The sequence below is a fragment of the Arsukibacterium sp. genome, assembly GCF_033722355.1.
Taxonomy (GTDB): Bacteria; Pseudomonadota; Gammaproteobacteria; order Enterobacterales; family Alteromonadaceae; genus Alishewanella.
In genome coordinates this window covers 1-21,390 of sequence record NZ_JAWVZF010000004.1, presented here as the reverse complement: position 1 = coordinate 21,390, position 21,390 = coordinate 1, and the positions used below count along the sequence as shown (strand labels likewise).

Here is a 21,390-nt window from a genome sequence, read left to right as displayed (position 1 = left end):
TATCTTATCCTCGCAGAAGTTTTTGCCAGCTTTCATCACGTAGCAGATCGGTCAGTACCTGCTCGGTTAATACCCTGAGTTCACGTTCAATAACGGCGATGTCTGCTTTAAAGGGGGCAATCTGCCGGCTATCACCGCTGTAGGCTTTGGAAAAACTGTTGCCGTTATATTCCACCAACACTGTCATCGTTACCCGGTTTACTACTTCATGATCGAGCGGACGCTGGTTTACTCTGGCTTGCAGCTGATTTATCTGGATAGTCAGCGAGCGATCGCTCTGGTTTGTCAGCGTCGCTCCGCGGGCTCTTAATGCATCGGCAATGGTTTGCTCCAGCTCTGCTCTGAGATTATTGGCGGTGGCATAGCCTTTGGTGGTATCACCGCGTTGGATCACCAGAGTGTTCAGACTGGAGCGCTGATCCAGCAGATAAAAACTGAAAGCGCTTTGCTGCAGTGACGGTGCTTGCGGCCAGAACACCTGAGGACTGACTATTAAGCGTGGTGGCTTGCTGGCACAACCTGCAAGCAATAGTAAACACAGCAACAGGGTACGCATCTGGTTAGCTCCTTTTTATGGCTTCGAGTATGACAAATTTTGGATTAGCAGCCAGCTGCTGACAGTGGCCGAAAAGTCGTTGCAGCTGTTGCTGATAATTCAGATGTCGGTTGGCAACAATACGCAACCGGCCGCCCTGTTTCAATACCCGTTTGGCGGCAATAAACATTTGGCTGGCAATATGTGTGGTAACAGTGTGTTGCTGATGAAAAGGAGGGTTACAGATAATCTGATCAGCCGTTTGATCCGGCTGACCAGCCAGACAGTCGTCGACGATAAACTCGCACTGGCGCAGACATTGTGGCAGGTTCAATTCAATATTGGCTCTGGCCGAGGCGACGGCCATATACGATTCATCGGTAAACAGTAGCTGGGTCTCGGGCTGCTTTGCCAGCAGCATCAGTCCCAGAACGCCATTACCACAGCCCAAATCGATAACCCGCTGACCAGCTGTGCTGCAAGGCAAGTGTTGTAACAAAAATCTGGCCCCTAGATCCAGCTTTTCACGGGCAAAAACATTAGCATGATTTATCAGGGTAAAATCAGTCTCTGGCAGCGGCCAGCTAATTGGAAAATGTGGTTGTGCCTTTCCCGGTTCAGGCTGGCAGCGGATCAGCCGGCATTTTTTAACGGTAAGTGATGCCTCGGCCGGACCGAGCTGGCTGTTAAACATTTCCAGGACATTACGGCTAATGTCTTTGGCTTTAGCTGCTGCAAGTACTATGGTGTCAGGACTGACAATTGCTGCCAGCTGGCTTAAAATAAAACTCAGATAACTATGATTATTCGGCAGCTTTATCAACACAATGTCAGCGTTTTCAGGCAGCGTTTCCAGGCTGCAGATACTGTTAAATGGCTGCTGAGTGATATTATTGTCTGCCCGGTTATGAGCAACAGCCTGACGCGCCAGAAAAGAGTCAGTACTGCTGGTTTGGGGCCAGTCAGCCAGAGCGCAGGACAGGGCACCGAAACTGTCATTGATTAACAGTAAGTTTGGCTGGCCAGAGCGCGTTGCACCATAGTTGGCAATGGCCGTTTTTGCTGCGTCTATCAGCAGTTCATCAGCGGCGTCCCAGGCCTGTAAGCTGCGATTTGGCTGATTTAATGGCCAGCGCCGGAGGGTCAGGCTGATCTGACCAAACTGAAATTGGGTATTCATAGCGACAACGTTTTAGCAGAGAGAACCACATTTTGACATGCCAGACGAACAGCGACAACTGCAAAGCAGATGCCCGGCACTTTTTATTGCCCAATGCCGAACTTAGCGTCTGGCCTAACTGGCTGCCAGCGCATCAGGCCAGTGCATTGCAGGCCAGGCTGACAACAGAGCTAAGCTGGCGTCAGGAGCAAATCCGAATTTATGGTAAGGTCGTTAAAATACCGCGGCGCCAGGTGTGGATGGGTGACGCTCATTGCAGTTATCAGTATTCGGGCGTCCGCTTTGCCCCTGAGCTCTGGCATCCGCTGGTACAGCAATTGGCTGCCAAATTAACGGATATGCTCGGACACCCGTTTAATTGCGTGTTACTTAATCTGTATGCCAATGGTACTGAGCATATGGGGTGGCACGCTGACGATGAACCTGAACTGGGCAGGACACCGGTAATTGCATCCCTGAGTTTAGGTGCAAGCCGCCGCTTTGACCTGAAACACAGGACAGACGGCCATCAACTGCAGTTAGCGCTGGCAAATGGCAGTTTACTGGTGATGGGCGGGGACTGCCAGCAGTATTGGCAGCATCGCTTACCCAAGCAAAGCCGGGTCAGTGCAGCACGGCTGAACCTAACTTTTCGATATATTGTGCCGCCGGCTTAGATAAAATTATTTTTAGTAGTTTGACCAGCTCGTTAGGCTGGTGCCGACTGTAAAAAGTAAAATAGCGGGAGACAATGCCAGCGGGCTTTACTAAGATCAGCCTTATAACCTGTTCAGGATGACAACCTTATGCTAATTCATACAGCGATCGAACAAAAATTACTTAATGCTTTTGAGCCAGTGTTTCTGGATGTGGTAAACGAAAGCAGCAAACACAATGTTCCCGCTGGCGCTGAATCCCACTTTAAAGTGGTGATTGTGACTCCGGCATTTGACGGAATGCGTCTTCTGGCACGTCACCGTGCGGTAAACGCCGTGGTGGCAGAAGAACTGGCAGAAAAAATTCACGCGCTGGCACTGCACACCTATACTCCCTCTGAATGGTATGAATATTATGCTGAAAAGCCACCTGCCTCACCCAAATGCTTTGGTGGCAGTAAGGCTGATAAAGCCTCGCTGTAAGTGATAGCGGCATCAACAGGTGCTGAATTTAGCCGAAAAAAAAATAAACAGGCTGATCAGACCTGTTTTCTGCGTTAAAGTTTTACACTAGCATAATTTTTTAGCGAGCTAACAGCAGGACTTTCTATGGTTATTCAACCGAAAATTCGTGGTTTCATTTGTACTAACGCTCATCCGGTAGGCTGTGCCGAGAATGTAAAACAGCAAATCAGCTATGTAAAACAACAGGGGCCATTAACCAATGGTCCGAAAAATGTCCTGGTCATTGGTGCCTCTACCGGTTATGGCCTGGCATCACGGATTACTGCCGCTTTTGGGTCTGGGGCAAACACTCTGGGTATCTTTTTTGAAAAGGCTCCAACAGAAAACAAAACCGGCTCAGCTGGCTGGTATAACACGGCAGCGTTTGAACAGGCCGCGACAGCCGAAGGTCTGTGGAATAAACATCTTAATGGCGATGCATTTACCGATGAATTAAAAGCCGAAGCGATTAATCTTATTCGTAGTGAAATGGGAAAAATCGATTTAGTGGTATACAGCCTGGCTGCGCCGCGGCGTAAAGATCCGGTCAGTGGCGAAGTATACAGTTCCGTATTAAAGCCTATTGGTCAGGCCTATACAGCGAAAAACCTGAATACGACTAAGCGGGAAATTGAAGAAGTCTCTGTTGAGCCGGCCTCTGATGACGAGATATTTAACACCGTTAAAGTTATGGGTGGTGAAGACTGGGAGCGCTGGTTAGATCAGCTGCATGCCGCTGGGGTGCTGGCAGAAAATTGCCAGACAGTTGCTTACACGTATATCGGTAAAAAACTGACCTGGCCAATCTATGGCAAAGCAACCATTGGCCGGGCCAAAGAAGATTTGGATCGTGCTGCCAGCGCAATTCGCGACAAACTAAGTGACGTTAAAGCAAAAGCCTATGTGGCTTCTCTAAAAGCATTGGTGACACAGGCCAGTTCAGCTATTCCGATTATGCCGTTGTATATTTCCTTACTGTACCGGGTGATGAAACAGCAAGGCAGCCACGAAGGCTGTATTGAGCAGATTAATGGTTTGTTCCGCCAGGGGCTGTACAGCGATACACCGCTGCTGGACGAAGCTGGCCGACTGCGAATGGATGGCAAAGAGCTGGCCGACGACGTTCAGGACAAAGTTGCGTCGCTCTGGAATGAGGTAACAACCGAGTCTATTGACAGCCTGACAGATTATCAGGGTTACCACACAGAGTTTCTGCATTTATTTGGTTTTGGCTATGACGATGTGGATTACGACGCTGATGTCACGCCGATGGTGCCGTTGGCTAACCTCGCCAATTAGTCGAATTGACAAGCCGCCCGTGGGCGGCTTTTGTTTTTGCTGTATGGAAACAACACAGTGTGATATATCGGTGAATCTCGCCACAGCAGTAGGGATGAGGCCATACAGGCTGCTCTGTTTCAGCCGCCCGCCTGCTAATGATTTTGCTGATAATTTTACGCTGCACCATGGATAGCCGCTGGCTTTAATGCTAGAATTCGCGACTTTAATACGTGTATCTGGTTAAAAATTAATCGCCGCACTGGTCGGATTAATCAAATCAGGTGCGCTGCGCTAGCTGCAGCTGAAAAACTAGACCCGGTTTCTTCCCAAAATAGTAGTGCAAGTACGTATGATAAAACTCAAAAAAGGCTTGGACATTCCCCTCGCAGGCAGTCCTAAACAAGAGATCAGTACGGGTAATGCCATTACTACCGTCGCCGTTTTGGGCGAAGAGTATGTGGGCATGCGTCCGACAATGGCCGTCGAAGTAGGTGATACGGTAAAAAAAGGTCAGGTGCTTTTCGAAGACAAGAAAAACCCTGGCGTTAAATTTACCGCGCCGCTTGCAGGTACCGTCAAAGAAATTAATCGTGGTGCCAAACGGGTATTGCAATCGGTCGTTATTGCTGTAAAGGGTGATGACGCTGAACAGTTCCGGCGCTACAGTAGTGATCAGCTCGCTGGCTTAAGCCGCGAAAATGTCACTCAGAACCTGGTTGATTCTGGACTATGGACGGCGCTTCGCACCAGGCCTTTCAGTCAAATCCCGGCTGTTGACAGCACACCACGTGCCATTTTTGTTAATGCCATGGACACCAATCCTTTGGCTGCAGACCCTAGCGTTATTATTAATGCGGAAGCAGAAGCCTTCACGCAGGGCCTGACCCTGTTAAGTAAGCTGACTGACGGTAAAGTGTATCTGACTAAAAAAGCCGGTAGCCAATTGCCAGCAAGCTCAGCTGTCGACGTTGCAGAATTTGATGGCCCTCACCCTGCCGGGTTGGTAGGTACTCACATCCACTTTCTGGAACCGGTAAGCATGAAAAAAGTGGTATGGCATATTGGTTATCAGGATGTCATCGCCATTGCCAAGCTGTTTTTAACCGGCGAGCTGGATAGCAACAGGGTCGTGGCCTTAACCGGTCCTGTAGTGAAATCACCACGTTTACTGAAAACGGTATTGGGGGCGTCACTGGCCGAGTTGACCGACAATGAACTTAATGACGGTAAAAACCGTATTATTTCAGGCTCAGTGCTGTCAGGTAACCGCGCTCATGGCGTCCATGGCTATCTTGGCCGTTACCATAATCAGGTGTCGGTGCTGGAAGAAGGCGATGAGAAAGAGTTTTTAGGCTGGATAGCACCCGGCGCAAATAAATTCTCGGTGACCCGCGCTTATTTGTCACATCTGAGCCCGAAACGTCTGTTCAATATGACAACAACCACCAATGGCTCATCGCGGGCCATGGTGCCGATTGGTAATTACGAACGGGTAATGCCGCTGGATATTTTGCCGACCCTGTTGTTGCGGGATTTAATTTCCAACGATACAGACAGCGCCCAAACCCTGGGTTGCCTGGAGTTAGACGAAGAAGATTTGGCACTGTGTACTTTTGTATGCCCTGGCAAATACGACTACGGCACGATTCTGCGCAACTGCTTGACGACCATCCAGAAGGAAGGCTAATCATGAGTTTAAAGCATTTTTTAGAGCGCATTGAACCGCAATTTGAGAAAGGCGGTAAATACGAGAAATGGTACTCGCTGTATGAAGCTGCTGCGACCATTTTTTATACCCCCGGTCTGGTTACCAAAAACGGCACGCATGTCCGTGACAGTATAGATTTAAAACGAATTATGATTTTCGTTTGGCTGGCGCTGTTTCCTGCGCTGTTCTTTGGTATGTTCAATATCGGTCATCAGGCTGTCCAGGCACTGGCAGCGGGTTACGGTACACCGGACACCTGGCAGGTGGCTGTTTTTCAGATGCTCGGCGGTAATTTATCTGAAGCGTCTGGCTGGGCCAGCAAAATGCTGTATGGCGCAGTCTGGTTTATTCCGATTTATGCCGTAACCTTTATCGTGGGTGGCTTCTGGGAGGTGTTATTTGCCTCGATACGCAAACACGAGATTAATGAAGGCTTTTTTGTCAGCTCTATCCTTTTTGCCTTAATTCTGCCAGCTACTATCCCGCTGTGGCAGGTTGCATTAGGTATCACCTTCGGCATAGTGGTGGCCAAAGAAGTATTTGGTGGTACCGGCCGTAACTTCCTTAATCCGGCGTTAGCAGGCCGTGCTTTTCTGTTTTTCGCCTACCCGGCCCAGATTTCCGGTGACGCAGTATGGACAGTGGCCGATGGTTATTCAGGCGCAACCTGGTTAAGTAAGGCGCAGATGGGTGAACTGGACTATGCAGCCAATACCGAATTATGGTGGGATGCTTTCTTAGGGTTCATTCCCGGTTCAATAGGTGAGACGTCAGTGCTGGCGTTGCTGGTAGGTGGCTTAGCCATCCTGTATTTCCGGATCGCATCCTGGCGTATTGTGCTGGGTGTGATGATTGGTATGATTCTGACCAGCTATCTGTTTAATATTGTGGGTTCTAACACCAACCCATTGTTTGCCATGCCATGGCATTGGCATCTGGTGCTGGGGGGCTTTGCTATTGGTATGTTCTTTATGGCAACCGACCCGGTTTCAGCATCGTTTACCAATCAGGGCAAGTGGGCCTATGGTATCTTAATCGGCTTTATGGTGGTGATGATTCGGGTCGCTAACCCGGCATATCCTGAAGGCATGATGCTGGCCATTCTGTTCGCCAACCTGTTTGCTCCCCTGTTCGATTTCTTTGTGGCTCAGGCAAATATTAAGCGGAGGCTGGCACGTAATGTCTAGTAATAATGACTCCATCAGCAAGACACTGATTGTTGTAATATCGTTATGTTTAGTGTGTGCTATTGTGGTATCCACTGCGGCAGTGCAGTTACGCCCGATGCAGCAACAGAATAAATTACTTGATGCTCAGGTAAATATTCTCAGAAGTGTCGGCTTAATCGAAGGTAATGCCTCGCCAGAGTTGATAACCGAAACGTTTAATAAGCATATTGAATCCCGCTTAGTCCATCTGGAAACCGGCGAAATTGTTGCAGACTGTGATAAAGCCTGCGCCGAGACTTACGATTATCGTGGTGCGATGAAAGATCCGGAGTTGAGTACAGCGCTGGAAGGTCCTGCCGACATCGCGTCTATTCGTCGTATCGCTGAACTGGCGCCGGTATATCTGACCTACGATGACAACCGCAATCTTATTGCGGTGGTATTGCCGGTTCATGGCTACGGCTTATGGTCTACCATGCATGCGTTTCTGGCACTTGAACCTGATGCCAATACCATTATCGGCCTGAACTATTATGAGCAGGGTGAAACGCCGGGTCTGGGTGCGGAAATTGAAAGTACCCGCTTTAAGGCGCAGTTCAAGGGTAAGAAAATAACGGATGATGTCGGCCGGGTTGCTCTGGAAGTTAAAAAGCCCGGTAATGCCGACCCTGATTCTGACTATGAAGTTGACGGTTTATCAGGTGCGACCTTAACTGCTAACGGCGTACAAAATACCTTTACCTTCTGGCTTGGTGAGACGGGCTTCGGGCCTTTCTTACAAAAAGTGCGTCAAGGAGCTTTAACTAATGGCTAATGTAAAAGAAATTAAAACGGTTCTGTTTGGGCCGGTTTTCGCCAATAACCCGATTGCATTGCAGGTGCTGGGGATTTGCTCTGCACTGGCGGTAACCACCAAGATGGATAAGGCGCTGGTAATGTGTATTGCACTTACTTTCGTCACAGCGTTTTCAAATCTGTTTATTTCGACTATCCGTAACCATATTCCATCCAGTGTGCGGATCATTGTCCAGATGACGATCATCGCTTCACTGGTTATAGTGGTGGATCAGTTCCTGAAAGCCTTTGCTTATGATGTAGCCAAGGAACTTTCAGTATTCGTCGGTTTGATTATCACCAACTGTATCGTGATGGGCCGGGCTGAAGCCTATGCCATGAAAAGTTCTCCGGGCATGAGCTTTTTAGATGGTATCGGTAATGGTCTTGGTTACAGTGTGGTATTGCTGATAGTTGCTTTTGTCCGTGAGTTAGGCGGTTCAGGTTCTTTATTCGGCGTGCAGGTCCTGCCACTGATTGCAGAAGGCGGTTGGTATCAGCCGATGGGCTTCCTGTTAATCGCACCGAGTGCTTTTATTATCATTGGATTATTTATCTGGGTGTTACGGACTTACCGTCCGGAACAGATAGAGAAGGCATAAGGAGCAGTTAATGGAACATTATATCAGCCTGTTTATACGTGCCGTTTTTATCGAGAACCTGGCACTGTCGTTTTTCCTGGGAATGTGTACCTTTTTAGCTGTATCACAAAAAATCAAAACTGCCTTCGGTTTAGGGGTAGCTGTTATTGTGGTACTGGGTATTTCGGTACCGGTGAATAACCTGGTGTTTAATTTACTGCTGGCTCCCGGTGCACTGGCCTGGGCGGGCTTTCCGGAAGCGGATTTAAGCTTTCTGGGCTTTTTAACTTACATTGGCGTCATTGCGGCTCTGGTCCAGATCCTGGAAATGACCTTAGATAAGTTTTTCCCGGCTTTGTATAACGCGCTTGGCATATTTCTGCCATTAATCACCGTAAACTGCGCGATTTTCGGCGCAGTGGCCTTTATGGTTGAACGCGATTATAACTTTGGCGAGAGCGTGGTATTCGGTCTTGGCAGTGGTGTGGGTTGGGCGCTGGCGATAACCCTGCTGGCAGGGGTCCGCGAAAAATTAAAATATGCCGATATTCCAGCCGGCTTGCGCGGTCTGGGCTCTACCTTTCTGGTAGTTGGTTTAATGGGATTAGGCTTTATGTCTTTCTCTGGCGTTTCACTGTAAGGCAGTAGAGGGAATATATAATGCAAGAGATATATCTTGGCGTTGGCATGTTCACCATAGTGGTTTTAATGCTGGTGTTTATCATCCTGGCGGCCAAATCCAAACTGGTGGCAAGCGGCGACATTACCATAAGTATCAATCATGATCCTGACAAGGCCATCAAAACCAAAGCCGGTGGTAAATTGCTGGGTGCTCTGGCTGACAACGGTATTTTCCTGTCGTCTGCCTGTGGCGGCGGTGGCTCCTGCGGGCAGTGCCGGGTTCATGTTAAATCCGGTGGCGGTGAAATATTGCCAACTGAATTAGGTCATATCACTAAAGGCGAAGCCCGCGAAGGCTGTCGTTTGTCCTGTCAGGTGGCGGTTAAATCTGATATGGAAATCGAAGTAGAAGAAGAGATCTTCGGTATCAAAAAATGGGAATGTGAAGTTATCTCTAATGATAGCAAGGCAACCTTTATTAAAGAGCTGAAAATGGCCATCCCTGACGGTGAATCAGTACCGTTTCGTGCTGGTGGTTATATTCAGATTGAGGCGCCGCCACATCATGTTAAATATAAAGATTTTGATATCCCTGAAAAATTCCGTGGTGACTGGGAACGCTTTAACTTCTTCAGCTTAGAGTCAAAGGTGGATGAAGAGACGATTCGCGCTTACTCAATGGCAAACTATCCGGACGAAGAAGGCATTATTATGCTGAACGTACGGATTGCTACGCCACCACCTAATAATCTGAGCCTGCCTTGTGGCAAAATGTCGTCTTATATCTGGAGCCTGAAAAAGGGTGACAAGGTGACAATTTCAGGACCCTTTGGTGAGTTCTTTGCAAAAGACACTGACGCTGAAATGGTCTTCATTGGCGGTGGCGCCGGTATGGCCCCGATGCGTTCGCATCTGTTTGACCAGCTGCGCCGGTTAAAATCGAAGCGTAAAATCAGCTTCTGGTATGGTGCCCGTTCTAAGCGTGAAATGTTCTATGTCGAAGATTTCGATATGCTGGCGGCAGAGAATGACAACTTTGAGTGGCATGTTGCGCTGTCTGACCCTCAGCCGGAAGACAACTGGGATGGTTACACCGGATTCATTCATAATGTCATTTATGAAAACTATCTGAAAAACCACAAAGCCCCTGAAGATTGTGAGTTTTACATGTGCGGACCGCCAATGATGAATAAAGCGGTTATAAACATGCTGAAAGACTTAGGCGTCGAAGACGATAACATCCTGTTGGATGACTTCGGTGGCTAAGTAACTGCCGTCTGGGTTATAACAAAAGGGGCAACGTTCTGCGTTGCCCCTTTTATGTTATAAACAAACTTGTCAGGAGCCTTATTCAGAGTGATAACAGCATTGATGACAAAGCGGTTTTGCTTTTTTCCGATATTCTGGCTGCTTGCAATTGGTGTCGCCCTGCCGGGATGTTTACCGGTGTTAACAGTGCCGCAGGAGCAGGAGCTGCAGGGGCGCACTATGGGCACCACCTACAGTATCAAGTTTTTCAGTCAGCAAGCGGTCGACAGTCAGCTATTACAGCAACGAGTTGAGCAGGAGCTGGAGCTGATTAACGATTTGATGTCGACATACCGGCCGGCATCGGAACTGATGCAATTTAATCGTCAGCAAACCACTGAACCTTTTATGATCAGTGAACCAACGGCCAAAGTGATTGCCGAAGCCATAAGAATTGCTGAGCAGACTGAGGGTGTATTGGATATTACCATAGCACCGCTGGTTGAACTGTGGGGCTTTGGCGCCGCTGGGCGCGTCAGCGAACGGCCTGCTGCTGCAGAACTTGCAGCAGTGAGCGCTTATATCGGCATCGATAAAATCAGTTTGACCGGGCAGCGGCTTCAGAAAACTGAACCACGGCTGGCGCTTGATTTATCAACGATTGCAAAAGGTTACGGTGTTGATCGGTTGGCTGAAATTCTGGACTCTGCAGGTATAAAAGATTATATGGTGGATATTGGTGGTGAAATGCGGGTCAAAGGGAGTAAGCCTGACCGCCCGTGGCGGGTAGCTATCGAGAAACCGGTGGCGGGTGACAGGGCAGTGCAACGCATCATTACGCCGGGTAATATGGCAATGGCTACCTCAGGTGATTACCGCAATTATTTTGAGCAGGATGGCGTCCGTTATTCTCATTTAATTGACCCGCGCACCGCTGAACCGGTTCAACACCGGACCGTATCCAGTACTGTTATCCATCCGAGCAGCATGACAGCAGATGGCTATGCTACGGCATTGCATATTATGAATGCGGCAGAAGCGCTGCAATTTGCTAATCAGCACCAGCTTGCGGCGCTGCTGATTGTTAAAACAGACGATGGCTTTAGTGAGCTGGCCAGTGAGGCATTTAAACCTTTTTTAGTTGATGAAGTGAGGTAAGCGATGGCGGTATTTATTTTTACCTTTGGTTTATTTCTGGTGGTGGTATGCGCCATGGCAATAGGTTTTATTGTGCAGCGTAAGACCATTGCTGGTAGTTGCGGCGGGCTTGGCGACATTGGCGTAGATAAAGCTTGTGATTGCGACAAACCCTGTGAAAAAAGACTGAAACGTCAACAGAAAGAAAAATTCTGGCAGGATAATAAAATCATCTGAATGGTGTATCGCTGCGTATAGGTTAAGCTGTGTATGGCGCAGGCGGCATCTGAGCTGCCTGCATTAACCTGATTAACCCTGATCTGAGGATAAAAACGATGCATCGGTTCCCTTATCTCGCGCTGCTCCTGATATTTTTTGTAAGCCTGCCTGCTACCGCCAATCGCTTTGCTGACGTGCAAATTAATGCTACGCCGCTGGCGGATAACCTGTATATGCTGACCGGCTCTGGTGGCAATATGGCCGCATTGGTAACTGATGATGACGTCATTTTGATTGACGCTCAATATGCCGAGCTGGCAGATAAAATTCACGCTAAACTTGCCGAACTCAGTAACGGTAAAGCCCTGGGTACCCTCATCAACACCCATATGCACGGTGATCATGTTAACGGTAATAGTGCATTAAAGCCTGGTCGGATAATTGCCCATACCAATGTATTTAAACGATTAAGTGCCGATGCGTCTTTCCCACGCAGTGGTCTGCCGACTGAAACCTTCGTCAGCGAGCTGAGGCTGAATTTAGATGGTGAATCAATCCGCCTTGAATACCTGCCGCCCAGCCATACCGATGGTGATATTATTGTCTGGTTTGAGGAAAAAAACGTCGTGCATATGGGCGACATGCTATTCGAAGGCCGGTTCCCGTTTATCGATTTAAGCAAGGGAGGTTCAGTTCGTGGCTATATCGCCAACGTCGCTTATGTGATCGCCAATATTGATGATAACACTAAGGTTATCCCGGGCCACGGCGCATTAACTGACAAAGCCGGTTTACAGCGTTTTCATCAGATGATGATAAAAACCCTGGCGCTGGTCGAGCAGCAGCAAGCTAAGGGGTTGAGCAACGAACAGATAGTTGCAGCGGGTCTGGGTGAAGAGTGGCAGGCCTGGCACTGGAGCTTTATCACTGAACAGCGCTGGATAAATACCTTGTTACAGGCCGAACCGCTGAGCCGTTAATCCTGTGTTATAACTGGACCGGGTTTGAGTGTTACAGTCGCCAAACCCGGTACTTTTTGCCTTTCATCTTGCCCTCGTTCAAAAGCGCCAGTGCCAGTTTTGCCTGTTTACGGCTAACTGCAACAAAAGCAACGGTGTCCAGCACCTGGATTTTACCGATATCGGCAAATGTTAGCTGCTGACCGGCGGTGAGCGCACCAACAATATCACCAGGGCGCAGCTTATGTTTTTTACCACCATCAATTTGCAGGGTCTGCATGGCCGGCTCAGCTAATTTCTGGCCGAGTGCAGTGTGCGCTGGTAACGGCTCAGCGGTAATTTCATCGCCAAGCTCGCTGGCCAGCGCACTCAGCTTATGACCGTCGTCCGGGCTTAATAAGGAACAGGCGATGCCGCTGTGACCGGCGCGGCCGGTTCTGCCGATGCGGTGGATATGCGTCGCGACATCATGGGCCAGCTGATAATTGATCACTAAATCCAGCTTATCAATATCAAGCCCCCGGGCTGCAACATCGGTAGCCACCAGTACGCTGACACTGTTATTGCTGAATTTAAGTAATGCGTGTTCACGCTCCCGTTGCTCTAAATCTCCATGCAGGGCGATAACGCTGATACCTTGGTGCTGTAATGTATCTGCCAGCTGCTGAGTCTCGCGTTTGGTGTTGCAGAAAACCACTGTACTGACCGGCCGGAACTGATGCAGCAACAGATTGACGGCATCCGCGCGGCTTAGTCCGTCTAACTGATAAAAATACTGTTCAATGCTGGTTTGGCTGTGACCACTCTCAACGGTGATCGTGACAGGCGTTTGCATAATACCAGCGGCAATTTGCCTGACAGCATGATCGAAAGTCGCACTGAATAGCAGGGTTTGCCGTGCTGAGGGAATATCGGCCAGGATGGCATTTAATGTGTCAGCAAAGCCCATTTCCAGCATCCGGTCAGCCTCATCCAGCACCAGCGTGGTTAAATGAGTTAAATCCAGCCGTTGCTGCTGCAAATGATCAAGGACCCGGCCCGGGGTACCGACAATAATATGAGCACCATGTTCCAGCGACACAATCTGACTGCGGGTCGGTACGCCACCACAGAGGGTTAACACTTTAATATTATGAATATGACGCGCCAGTTTACGGGTTTCAGCGGCAACTTGTTCTGCCAGTTCACGGGTAGGACATAATATCAGGCTCTGGATCCGAAACCTTTTTACATCCAGTTTTGCCAGTAAGCCGAGTGCAAAGGCCGCTGTTTTGCCTGAGCCGGTTTTCGCCTGGGCGATAACATCTTTACCGTCTAAAATAGCAGGCAGGCTCTGGGCCTGCACTGCTGTCATCTGATGATATTCAAGACTTGTTAAACATGCCAGTAACGAGGCGGGTAACGGCAATTGACTGAAACTGAGAGCAGACACATTATAATCCTGTAACTAAAGACAGGACGCCGCCTGCAAGGGGGCGGCATTATAGCAGAAGTTAAGCGCAGGTGTTGGCGTTTTTTTGCTCAGCCGTTATTTTCAAGCCGGTTATCAATCGCGGCATCGTCCTGCTCAGGCCGGGTCAGACTGACCACCTGATCCTGCGAGGTAGCTTGGGTTTCACCAATAAAACTGCCGCCCCGTTCTATACACAAATCGTCACTATGTATAATCCCCATCGCCTTACCTTGCGGCAAGATCTCTACCGTATTAGCGAACAGCTCACCATCAAATAAACCGTTGATAATAACTTTATCTGCACTAACCTGCGCTTTGACCCGGCCAGCGGCACTGATAATCAGGGTTTTTTCGCTGGTAATCACGCCTTCTACATAACCATCGACCTGCATGTCGCAGCTTAATCGGAGACTTCCGATAACTGAGCATCCTTCAGCGATGACAGTTGTAGTTGTGTGCTTGCTTTGGTTTGCAGCATCGTTACTAAAGAATCCCATTTAATACTCCGTTCTTTTTCGAATACCAGGTCAAAATTGTTGGCATCCCAGTCCATAAAGTGTTGTGGATTGAGTGACCGGTCCAAGAAGTGTATTTCGTAATGCAAATGCGGCGCCGTTGAGTTACCGGTATTGCCTGATGTGGCGATTAACTGGCCTTTATGCACAAACAGCCCGTTGCTGACTTTAAATTCGTCTAAATGGGCGTAAAGCGTTGAAAAGCCGAAAGCATGGCGAATTTTAAGCAGATTACCGTAGCCATTTTTACTGGGACGGACGACTTCAACCACACCATCTGCCGGCGCATAAATCGGCGTACCGCGGTTAGCCGACAAATCGATACCATTATGGTGCTGCTGCTTGCCGATAATAGGATGGGTACGGACACCAAAGCGGGAAGAGCGGCGGCGAAACTCCAGTGGTGAGCCATTGGGTACCAGCTGTAACATGGCCATTTTAGCGCTGGAGTTAACGGTTGCCGTATCCAGCCTGGCTTCCAGATCCTGGGGGAACTGTTGTTCCAGCCCCAGGGTTAATTCAATTTCACCCAGCCGGTTACTAACCTGCAGCATTTCATCCTGCTTAATCGCCAGCTCTTGCTGCAACTGCTCCCGGGTTTGGCTGAGCTCTGTAATTTCTGCCACCAGTTGGTCGGCTTGCTCTGCCAGCACCTGCTGCTGATGTCTGGTGTGGTCAACCGTTTTCAGCAGATAATCGATCACCGCTGCGGTAATAATAACAGTGAACAGGATCAGCCATAAACTGATCACGGCATTGCGTTTAAACAGTTTGCTGACGCTATAGTGGCGGGTACCATTGATGCTCGATACCGAGATAATAATTCTATCTTTCATCTGATATAACAGCTTTTACAATGGTTAAATACAAGACAAGAGGCCAAAATAGGGCTCTTTGTCGCTGCTGTCAAGGTTTTCGTCGCAGCCAGAAATGACAAAACCGCAACATAATGCTGCGGTTTTAAAAGTTATTGCATTAATGTCAATACATTAATGACTTTCGTCACCGTCGATACCATGGACATGGCCGTGGGCTAATTCTTCCTCGGTTGCATCCCGTACTTTCAGTACTTCGACATCGAAACTCAACTCAATGCCTGACAATGGATGGTTGCCGTCCACGACTACTTCGTCATCAGTGACATCGAGAATAATGACAGACTGCTCGCGGCCATCAGGTCCGGCAGCACGAAACCGCATACCCGGTGCGACTTCCATGCCATCAAACATGTTTTTTGGTACCGATTGAACTAACTGATCGTGACGTTCGCCATAAGCGTCGGCCGGGGCTATGGTCGCAGTAAAAGTATCGCCAGCGGTTTTACCGGCTAACGCCTGTTCCAGGCCGGGAATTAATGCGCCATGGCCAAACAGAAATACCAAAGGCTCGCCATCTACAGATGAATCCAGTTTATTACCTTGCGGATCGGTAACGGTGTAGTGCATGGCGACGACTTTGTCTTGTGATATGGTCATGAAAACCTCTTTAACTTAAAGGATAGGGTAACGGCAGTAACTGCAGCGCCGGTGCACTGTCGGACTTTAACCGTAACGAGTCTGCCGGTGTTATGTCATTAGGCAGTACCGCAATCAACCAGAGCTGATTATTGATATTCACCGCGTTAATAACCTGGCCCACCCGGCGCCAGTTGTCGTTAAACTGTTGTTCGATATCAGAACCTGCAACAGGCATGTCATCCGTTGCTGCCTGCAGGATCCAGGCAGCACGTTTATTACGCCCCAGGTACTTCATCCGGGCCACGGTCTCCTGCCCGAGGTAACATCCTTTGGTAAAACTGATCGCATTCACCGCCTGTAAGTTAAGCATTTGTGGAACAAACTCGCCAATCAGCGGTTGCTCCAGATAACATAAACCCTGCAGAATATGCTGTTTTAACCACAAGGTTGGGGCGGCCAGCGGATAGTCAGCGTCCAGCAGGGCAATCGCCTGTTCTGTTGGCAACACCAGCATAAAATGCGCTTCGGCCAGTTGCAACAAGACACCGCCATTATGGCGGCTAAGTTTGCCGTTACCTGCAGGCAGGGCAAAGCCAAGCTGTTCAATCAGTCTTGCCGCGCCTGTGCCACCGATGCCGAGCACCGCAAAGCGATCCTGGGCTGGGGTAAAGCTGACTTTGGAAAATACCCCAAACTTACGCCACTGGGCAACAGAAGCGGTCAGCTCATCCCGAAATGCCACAGCCAGCAGTTCGTCCCCCTGCTGCAGCAAATGAAACACCGACCACGTCTTACCTTTGGCGTCACAATGAGCCCCGCGTAAAAAGACATCGTCACCGAGTTTGTCGATGTCACAGGTGGTCTGGCTCTGCAAATATTTGCGGTTATCAGCACCACTGATACTGACAATGTCAAACGCCGGCAGTGGCGCGATAAAGGCGCCCTGAACCTGATTGGATAATTTACCGTAACTGTTTGCGGTTAACCAGGATGTATGCATAGTTTATATCACCAGAAGTATCACCAGAGTGCAGATAGTTGTAACATTGGGGCTGCAGTGAAAAGCTCAACCCCACAGCGGCAGAATTGTTGGCATGCCGTTATGTTTATTTATACCGCTGGCAGTAAGGAACAGGAATGACTGAATTGATGATTAAACCCCGTTTGCGCTGGGCGTGCCGCCGCGGCATGCTGGAGCTGGATGTATTGCTGGCGCCGTTTGTGGAAGAAGGCTACGATGCGCTGTCGTTGCAGCAAAAGCAGGATTTTGAACGGTTGCTGGCCTGTGATGACCCGGATTTATTTGCCTGGTTTATGGGGCATGCCAAATCCTCTGATCCAGCGCTGCAGGCGCTTATTGCCTTAATTTTAGACCGTGTCCGGGTGTAATGTTGCTGTCAAACCGTCGGCCTGGCGCCGCTATGGCCTGCTGTCGCTGGTAATATGCCTGTTGCTGATGTTTGCCCTGCAGCCACTACCACCGCTGATGCTGTGGCTGTCGGCGCCCTTGCTGTTCCTTTTATATAGGTACCTTGTGATACTTTACCGGCAGACGCCGGTTGCCCGGGGGCTGAGTCTGCAGGCTGATGGCCAGCTGCGGTGGTGGCAGAGCGACCAGCCTGGCGGACAGCTGATGGCCGGCTGTCTTATCAGCGAGTACGCGTTGCTGTTAAGCTGGCAAAGCGTTAATAAGCAGCAACATTGGCAGTGGTTATTTGCCGATCAGTTGTCAGCGGCCGATTATCGCGCGCTGGCACGCCAGTTAAATCAGTTTAACTGGCAAACCTCAGGGGGGCGTCAGACGGCTAAGAGCAATGAAACCCAAAGCCGGTAGCTAAGATGGCGGGGTCAGTATCGTCGGTTGACTGCTGCTCAGCAGATCAGGGAAGTCCAGATTATAATGCAGGCCACGGCTTTCTTTTCGTGCCATGGCACAGCGGATAATCAGTTCAGCCACCTGCGCCAGATTACGCAGTTCCAGTAAATTATGACTTAGCCGGAAATGGCTGTAATAGTCATGAATTTCTGACTGCAACAATTCTACCCGGTGGAGGGCTCTCTCCAACCGTTTATTGGTACGGACAATACCGACATAATCCCACATAAATAACCGTAGCTCATGCCAGTTATGCGTAATGACGACCTCCTCGTCGGAATCACTGACCCGGCTCTCATCCCATGGCGCGATCTCTGCAAAGCCAGCGCGGGCTGTCAGCTGGCTGATAATATGCTTTGCTGCCGCCTGTGCAAACACGACACATTCGAGCAATGAATTGCTGGCCATCCGGTTCGCTCCATGTAATCCGGTATAGGCCACCTCGCCAACCGCATACAGATTTTCCAGATCAGTCTGGCCGTTAAGGTTGGTCATTACCCCGCCACAGGTATAGTGCGCTGCCGGCACCACCGGTATTGGCTGGCGGCTGATATCAATACCGACACTTAAGCATTTGGCATAAATCGTCGGGAAATGCTCAATAATAAAATCTTTTGGCTGATGGCTGATATCCAGATACAGACAATTGGCACCAAGTCGTTTCATTTCGTAGTCGATTGCCCGGGCGACAATATCCCGTGGTGCCAGCTCTGCCCGTTCATCAAAATCGGGCATAAAACGGCTGCCATCCGGTCGGCATAAATAGGCGCCTTCGCCACGCATCGCTTCTGAAATCAGAAAATTTGGCGCGTCAGGGTGATACAGGCTGGTTGGGTGAAACTGGTTAAACTCCATATTAGCGACCCGGCAGCCAGCACGCCAGGCCATCGCTATGCCGTCACCACTGGCAACATCGGGGTTACTGGTATACAAATACACTTTGCTGGCGCCGCCAGTGGCCAGGGCTACAAAATGTGCTTTGATGGTTTCAACCTTGCCCCGGCTTTTGTTCAACACATAAGCGCCATAGCAACGTTTGCTGTCTAAGCCTATTTTGCTGCCGTTAATTAAATCAATGGCGTTATAATTTTCCAGTAAACGTATATTCGGGTGCTGTTTTACTTTATCAACCAGGGTTATCTGCACGGCCTGGCCCGTGGCATCTGCTGCATGCAGAATGCGGCGGTGGCTGTGACCGCCTTCCCGGGTAAGGTGATATTTCAGGCTGCCGTCTGTATCCTGATACTGATCAAACGGCACGCCCTGTTCAATCAGCCATTGCATAGCCTGTTTGGCGTGTTCGGCGGTAAATTGCACCGCCGTTTTATCACATAAACCGGCACCGGCGATTAAGGTGTCATTAACATGAGAGGCAATACTGTCATTTTCATCAAATACGGCAGCGATCCCGCCCTGTGCATACAGGGTTGATCCTTCGCGCAGCGGACCTTTACTTAACACGATGACGCTTGCATGTTCAGCTAACTGCAACGCCAGGGATAAGCCTGCCGCGCCGCTGCCAATAATTAAAACGTCACAATGATATTCATTTTGTAGTGTCATGCGATACACTTATCCCAGTTGAGCCTTAATGTTAGGGGAACCTTAGGGTTACCGCCGCAATTTGCCGACAGCATGGCTGTTAGAACAGCTTATTGTAGCGGTTTTGTCATAATAAACAGAACTATTTATTGTGGTCATGGTCAGAGCCTCGACGCCAGCCATGGGCCATTTAAACTCGACAACCTAATAAGTATTACAGGGGACAGGCTCAAAGAATGAGCGAGCAAGAATTAGATTGGCAAATTGTCCAGCGGGTCCAGCAAGGTGATAAAGCCGCGTTTAATCTGTTGGTAAAAAAATATCAGCACAGGATCGCGAACTTAATCTCCCGCTATGTCTCTAACAACGGAGACGTGGCCGATGTTGCCCAGGACGCTTTTATTAAAGCCTACCGGGCCATGCCGGGGTTTCGCGGTGAAAGTGCATTTTATACCTGGTTATACCGGATCGCCGTTAACAGCGCAAAAAACTATCTGGTAGCAAGCGGCCGTAAGCCGCCCGCTTCCGATGTTGACGCTGATGACGCTGAGTATTTTGAAGGCAGCGATGCCCTCAAAGAGCAGGATTCGCCGGAGCGGTTATTATTATCGGAAGAAATTCGTGCTGTGGTATTTAATACCATAGATAAATTACCAGATGAACTTCGTACCGCAATAACGCTCAGAGAGCTTGAAGGGTTAAGTTACGAAGAAATAGCCGAAGTGATGGCATGCCCGATCGGTACGGTCCGAAGCCGGATTTTCCGGGCCCGGGAAGCTATCGACACTCAGCTTAAACCCTTGATAGGTTAAATCGGATAATGAACAGCAAGCAGACAGGAAAAATTATGTCGTCAGAAAAACAGGAGTGGCTGTCAGCGGCCAGTGACAACAGACAAATCAGCGACACTGAGCTTGATCTCTTGTTGCAGCAACCTGAGTTACAGCAGAAGCTGGAACGATATCAGTTAGCTGCGGCTGTTTTCCGGCGTGAGCAGGTCGTAAGTTTGCCCGCTGAGTTCAGTAAAGATATAGCTGCCTTGCTTGAAGACGAGCCGACGTATCATCTGGTGCAAAGCCGTGGTGTATTGCAAAAAATAAGCAGCGGTATCAGACATGCTGCCAATGGCAGCTGGCTGAAACCTGCGGCTCAGGGGGCGGTGGCAGCTGGGGTGGCACTGTTTGCTGTACTGGGCGTTCAGCAATACCAGCAGCCCGGACAGGAATTAATGCTACCCAGTCCGGTTTTGCAGACTAACCCGATAGGCGGCTTTGCCACGCCAGTCAGTTTGAGCTCCAGTACGGCTGACAGCCGTTTTGCCGAACAGGAGCAGCAGGCCATGCAGGAGCAGCAACGCAGACTACAGGCGTTGTTGCAGGCGCACCGGCAACAGGTTCGGGTAATGGAGCAGAACCAGGCTAAGACTGAGCAAGACAACGAGCAGTAATATGAACAAAGTAGTAAGTCTGTGTTGCACCCTGATGTTGTTGTGCAGCAGCTTGCTGCAGGCCGATGAGGCTGGCTGGGCGCTGTTTGACAGAGTGCAGTTAAGTGTTAAGCAGTACAATTTTGACAGCTCCTTTGTGGTATTTAAAGGCAGTCAGGTGGAAACGTTTCGCTGGCAGCATGGCCGTGACGGCGACAGAGAAATCGAACATCTGGTGCCACTGGATGCCGAGGGAGTTGATATTTTACGCCGGGACGACGTGGTGTATTATTTTCTAACCGATCGCCCGGCCCTGGTTACCAGCAGCGACAGTATTAAAGAGCTACCCGCCATCCTGTTTCAGGACACTCAGCAGATCCAAAAATTATATACCGCAGTTCTGGGCAGCAGCTCGGTGATGTCCGGTCATCAGGCGCAGTTGTTACGACTGAGCGCCACGGCCCCCGGTCGGCACAGTTACTGGTTATGGGTTGAGGCTGAATCCGGGTT

Annotated in this window: 25 protein-coding genes; 17 read left to right on the top strand and 8 right to left on the bottom strand. The window is 49.5% G+C overall.

Features of this window, described 5'->3' with window-relative positions; genetic code table 11:
- Positions 1-4: 4 nt before the first annotated feature.
- Together R3177_RS00995 and R3177_RS00990 are read right to left on the bottom strand one after the other, a co-directional pair.
- Entirely contained in the window at positions 5-556 is a 552-nt protein-coding gene (locus tag R3177_RS00995; RefSeq protein WP_318969180.1) for a YajG family lipoprotein, read from the bottom strand.
- Between the two features lie 4 nt (positions 557-560).
- Positions 561-1,715, bottom strand: a complete 1,155-nt coding sequence (locus tag R3177_RS00990; protein ID WP_318969179.1) for a methyltransferase — start codon at positions 1,713-1,715, stop codon at positions 561-563.
- A gap of 32 nt (positions 1,716-1,747) precedes the next feature.
- Here R3177_RS00990 and R3177_RS00985 point away from each other — a divergent pair, with 32 nt between their 5' ends.
- From R3177_RS00985 to R3177_RS00930, 12 genes are all read left to right on the top strand, one after another.
- Positions 1,748-2,371: an alpha-ketoglutarate-dependent dioxygenase AlkB family protein gene (locus tag R3177_RS00985; RefSeq protein ID WP_318969178.1), complete on the top strand. Its 624-nt coding sequence runs from the start codon at positions 1,748-1,750 to the stop codon at positions 2,369-2,371.
- A gap of 129 nt (positions 2,372-2,500) precedes the next feature.
- Entirely contained in the window at positions 2,501-2,833 is a 333-nt protein-coding gene (locus R3177_RS00980; RefSeq protein ID WP_318969177.1) for a BolA family protein, read from the top strand.
- 126 nt (positions 2,834-2,959) lie between these two features.
- On the top strand, positions 2,960-4,153 hold the full coding sequence (gene fabV / locus R3177_RS00975) for an enoyl-ACP reductase FabV (protein WP_318969176.1): 1,194 nt from the start codon (positions 2,960-2,962) through the stop codon (positions 4,151-4,153).
- Between the two features lie 331 nt (positions 4,154-4,484).
- Positions 4,485-5,822, top strand: coding sequence for a Na(+)-translocating NADH-quinone reductase subunit A (locus R3177_RS00970; RefSeq protein WP_318969175.1), 1,338 nt, complete (start codon positions 4,485-4,487; stop codon positions 5,820-5,822).
- Positions 5,823-5,824: 2 nt separating this feature from the next.
- A complete protein-coding gene (locus R3177_RS00965; RefSeq protein ID WP_318969174.1) occupies positions 5,825-7,030 on the top strand; it encodes an NADH:ubiquinone reductase (Na(+)-transporting) subunit B in 1,206 nt (401 codons plus the stop codon).
- Entirely contained in the window at positions 7,023-7,826 is an 804-nt protein-coding gene (locus R3177_RS00960) for a Na(+)-translocating NADH-quinone reductase subunit C (protein ID WP_318969173.1), read from the top strand. Before R3177_RS00965 ends, R3177_RS00960 begins: the two co-directional genes overlap by 8 nt.
- A complete protein-coding gene (locus R3177_RS00955) occupies positions 7,819-8,448 on the top strand; it encodes an NADH:ubiquinone reductase (Na(+)-transporting) subunit D (protein WP_318969172.1) in 630 nt (209 codons plus the stop codon). Before R3177_RS00960 ends, R3177_RS00955 begins: the two co-directional genes overlap by 8 nt.
- 10 nt (positions 8,449-8,458) lie before the next feature.
- Entirely contained in the window at positions 8,459-9,067 is a 609-nt protein-coding gene (gene nqrE, locus R3177_RS00950) for an NADH:ubiquinone reductase (Na(+)-transporting) subunit E (protein WP_318969171.1), read from the top strand.
- A 20-nt stretch (positions 9,068-9,087) separates the two neighbouring features.
- A complete protein-coding gene (gene nqrF, locus R3177_RS00945) occupies positions 9,088-10,314 on the top strand; it encodes an NADH:ubiquinone reductase (Na(+)-transporting) subunit F (protein WP_318969170.1) in 1,227 nt (408 codons plus the stop codon).
- Positions 10,315-10,404: 90 nt separating this feature from the next.
- Positions 10,405-11,454, top strand: coding sequence for an FAD:protein FMN transferase (locus R3177_RS00940; RefSeq protein WP_318969169.1), 1,050 nt, complete (start codon positions 10,405-10,407; stop codon positions 11,452-11,454).
- A 3-nt stretch (positions 11,455-11,457) separates the two neighbouring features.
- Entirely contained in the window at positions 11,458-11,670 is a 213-nt protein-coding gene (gene nqrM / locus R3177_RS00935) for a (Na+)-NQR maturation NqrM (protein ID WP_318969168.1), read from the top strand.
- A gap of 98 nt (positions 11,671-11,768) precedes the next feature.
- Positions 11,769-12,632: an MBL fold metallo-hydrolase gene (locus R3177_RS00930; protein WP_318969167.1), complete on the top strand. Its 864-nt coding sequence runs from the start codon at positions 11,769-11,771 to the stop codon at positions 12,630-12,632.
- Positions 12,633-12,663: 31 nt separating this feature from the next.
- Here R3177_RS00930 and dbpA read toward each other — a convergent pair whose 3' ends face one another.
- The 5 genes from dbpA to ygfZ form a co-directional block, all read right to left on the bottom strand.
- On the bottom strand, positions 12,664-14,043 hold the full coding sequence (gene dbpA, locus R3177_RS00925) for an ATP-dependent RNA helicase DbpA (protein ID WP_318969166.1): 1,380 nt from the start codon (positions 14,041-14,043) through the stop codon (positions 12,664-12,666).
- A gap of 89 nt (positions 14,044-14,132) precedes the next feature.
- Positions 14,133-14,456 (bottom strand): polymer-forming cytoskeletal protein, encoded by a 324-nt coding sequence (locus R3177_RS00920; RefSeq protein WP_318969165.1) that lies wholly within the window; start codon positions 14,454-14,456, stop codon positions 14,133-14,135.
- An 8-nt stretch (positions 14,457-14,464) separates the two neighbouring features.
- Entirely contained in the window at positions 14,465-15,415 is a 951-nt protein-coding gene (locus tag R3177_RS00915) for a M23 family metallopeptidase (RefSeq protein ID WP_318969164.1), read from the bottom strand.
- A 153-nt stretch (positions 15,416-15,568) separates the two neighbouring features.
- On the bottom strand, positions 15,569-16,054 hold the full coding sequence (locus R3177_RS00910) for a peptidylprolyl isomerase (protein ID WP_318969163.1): 486 nt from the start codon (positions 16,052-16,054) through the stop codon (positions 15,569-15,571).
- A 10-nt stretch (positions 16,055-16,064) separates the two neighbouring features.
- Complete coding sequence (gene ygfZ / locus R3177_RS00905; protein WP_318969162.1) at positions 16,065-17,036, bottom strand: tRNA-modifying protein YgfZ; 972 nt, start codon at positions 17,034-17,036, stop codon at positions 16,065-16,067.
- Positions 17,037-17,173: 137 nt separating this feature from the next.
- Here ygfZ and R3177_RS00900 point away from each other — a divergent pair, with 137 nt between their 5' ends.
- The gene (locus R3177_RS00900) at positions 17,174-17,425 is read left to right on the top strand and encodes a succinate dehydrogenase assembly factor 2 (RefSeq protein ID WP_318969161.1); all 252 of its coding nucleotides are present in this window, start codon (positions 17,174-17,176) and stop codon (positions 17,423-17,425) included.
- Positions 17,412-17,870, top strand: coding sequence for a protein YgfX (locus R3177_RS00895; RefSeq protein WP_318969160.1), 459 nt, complete (start codon positions 17,412-17,414; stop codon positions 17,868-17,870). Before R3177_RS00900 ends, R3177_RS00895 begins: the two co-directional genes overlap by 14 nt.
- On the opposite strand, the gene nadB is transcribed toward R3177_RS00895, so the two are convergent.
- Positions 17,871-19,475 (bottom strand): L-aspartate oxidase, encoded by a 1,605-nt coding sequence (gene nadB / locus R3177_RS00890; RefSeq protein WP_318969159.1) that lies wholly within the window; start codon positions 19,473-19,475, stop codon positions 17,871-17,873.
- A 215-nt stretch (positions 19,476-19,690) separates the two neighbouring features.
- Here nadB and rpoE point away from each other — a divergent pair, with 215 nt between their 5' ends.
- The 3 genes from rpoE to R3177_RS00875 form a co-directional block, all read left to right on the top strand.
- Positions 19,691-20,266, top strand: coding sequence for an RNA polymerase sigma factor RpoE (rpoE, locus tag R3177_RS00885; RefSeq protein ID WP_318969158.1), 576 nt, complete (start codon positions 19,691-19,693; stop codon positions 20,264-20,266).
- 35 nt (positions 20,267-20,301) lie between these two features.
- Positions 20,302-20,901: a sigma-E factor negative regulatory protein gene (locus tag R3177_RS00880; RefSeq protein ID WP_318969157.1), complete on the top strand. Its 600-nt coding sequence runs from the start codon at positions 20,302-20,304 to the stop codon at positions 20,899-20,901.
- Position 20,902: 1 nt separating this feature from the next.
- On the top strand, positions 20,903-21,390 hold a 488-nt coding region (locus R3177_RS00875; protein WP_318969156.1), incomplete at its 3' end, for a sigma-E factor regulatory protein RseB domain-containing protein.

What these genes read in the sequence shown, in the direction of transcription:
- R3177_RS00995 (WP_318969180.1), bottom strand. Translation starts at nt 556, where the DNA reads ATGCGTACCCTGTTGCTGTGTTTACTATTGCTTGCAGGTTGTGCCAGC.
- R3177_RS00990 (WP_318969179.1), bottom strand. Translation starts at nt 1,715, where the DNA reads ATGAATACCCAATTTCAGTTTGGTCAGATCAGCCTGACCCTCCGGCGC.
- R3177_RS00980 (WP_318969177.1), top strand. Translation starts at nt 2,501, where the DNA reads ATGCTAATTCATACAGCGATCGAACAAAAATTACTTAATGCTTTTGAG.
- fabV (WP_318969176.1), top strand. Translation starts at nt 2,960, where the DNA reads ATGGTTATTCAACCGAAAATTCGTGGTTTCATTTGTACTAACGCTCAT.
- R3177_RS00970 (WP_318969175.1), top strand. Translation starts at nt 4,485, where the DNA reads ATGATAAAACTCAAAAAAGGCTTGGACATTCCCCTCGCAGGCAGTCCT.
- R3177_RS00965 (WP_318969174.1), top strand. Translation starts at nt 5,825, where the DNA reads ATGAGTTTAAAGCATTTTTTAGAGCGCATTGAACCGCAATTTGAGAAA.
- R3177_RS00960 (WP_318969173.1), top strand. Translation starts at nt 7,023, where the DNA reads ATGTCTAGTAATAATGACTCCATCAGCAAGACACTGATTGTTGTAATA.
- R3177_RS00955 (WP_318969172.1), top strand. Translation starts at nt 7,819, where the DNA reads ATGGCTAATGTAAAAGAAATTAAAACGGTTCTGTTTGGGCCGGTTTTC.
- nqrE (WP_318969171.1), top strand. Translation starts at nt 8,459, where the DNA reads ATGGAACATTATATCAGCCTGTTTATACGTGCCGTTTTTATCGAGAAC.
- nqrF (WP_318969170.1), top strand. Translation starts at nt 9,088, where the DNA reads ATGCAAGAGATATATCTTGGCGTTGGCATGTTCACCATAGTGGTTTTA.
- nqrM (WP_318969168.1), top strand. Translation starts at nt 11,458, where the DNA reads ATGGCGGTATTTATTTTTACCTTTGGTTTATTTCTGGTGGTGGTATGC.
- R3177_RS00930 (WP_318969167.1), top strand. Translation starts at nt 11,769, where the DNA reads ATGCATCGGTTCCCTTATCTCGCGCTGCTCCTGATATTTTTTGTAAGC.
- R3177_RS00920 (WP_318969165.1), bottom strand. Translation starts at nt 14,456, where the DNA reads ATGCAGGTCGATGGTTATGTAGAAGGCGTGATTACCAGCGAAAAAACC.
- R3177_RS00915 (WP_318969164.1), bottom strand. Translation starts at nt 15,415, where the DNA reads ATGAAAGATAGAATTATTATCTCGGTATCGAGCATCAATGGTACCCGC.
- R3177_RS00910 (WP_318969163.1), bottom strand. Translation starts at nt 16,054, where the DNA reads ATGACCATATCACAAGACAAAGTCGTCGCCATGCACTACACCGTTACC.
- ygfZ (WP_318969162.1), bottom strand. Translation starts at nt 17,036, where the DNA reads ATGCATACATCCTGGTTAACCGCAAACAGTTACGGTAAATTATCCAAT.
- R3177_RS00900 (WP_318969161.1), top strand. Translation starts at nt 17,174, where the DNA reads ATGACTGAATTGATGATTAAACCCCGTTTGCGCTGGGCGTGCCGCCGC.
- nadB (WP_318969159.1), bottom strand. Translation starts at nt 19,475, where the DNA reads ATGACACTACAAAATGAATATCATTGTGACGTTTTAATTATTGGCAGC.
- rpoE (WP_318969158.1), top strand. Translation starts at nt 19,691, where the DNA reads ATGAGCGAGCAAGAATTAGATTGGCAAATTGTCCAGCGGGTCCAGCAA.
- R3177_RS00880 (WP_318969157.1), top strand. Translation starts at nt 20,302, where the DNA reads ATGTCGTCAGAAAAACAGGAGTGGCTGTCAGCGGCCAGTGACAACAGA.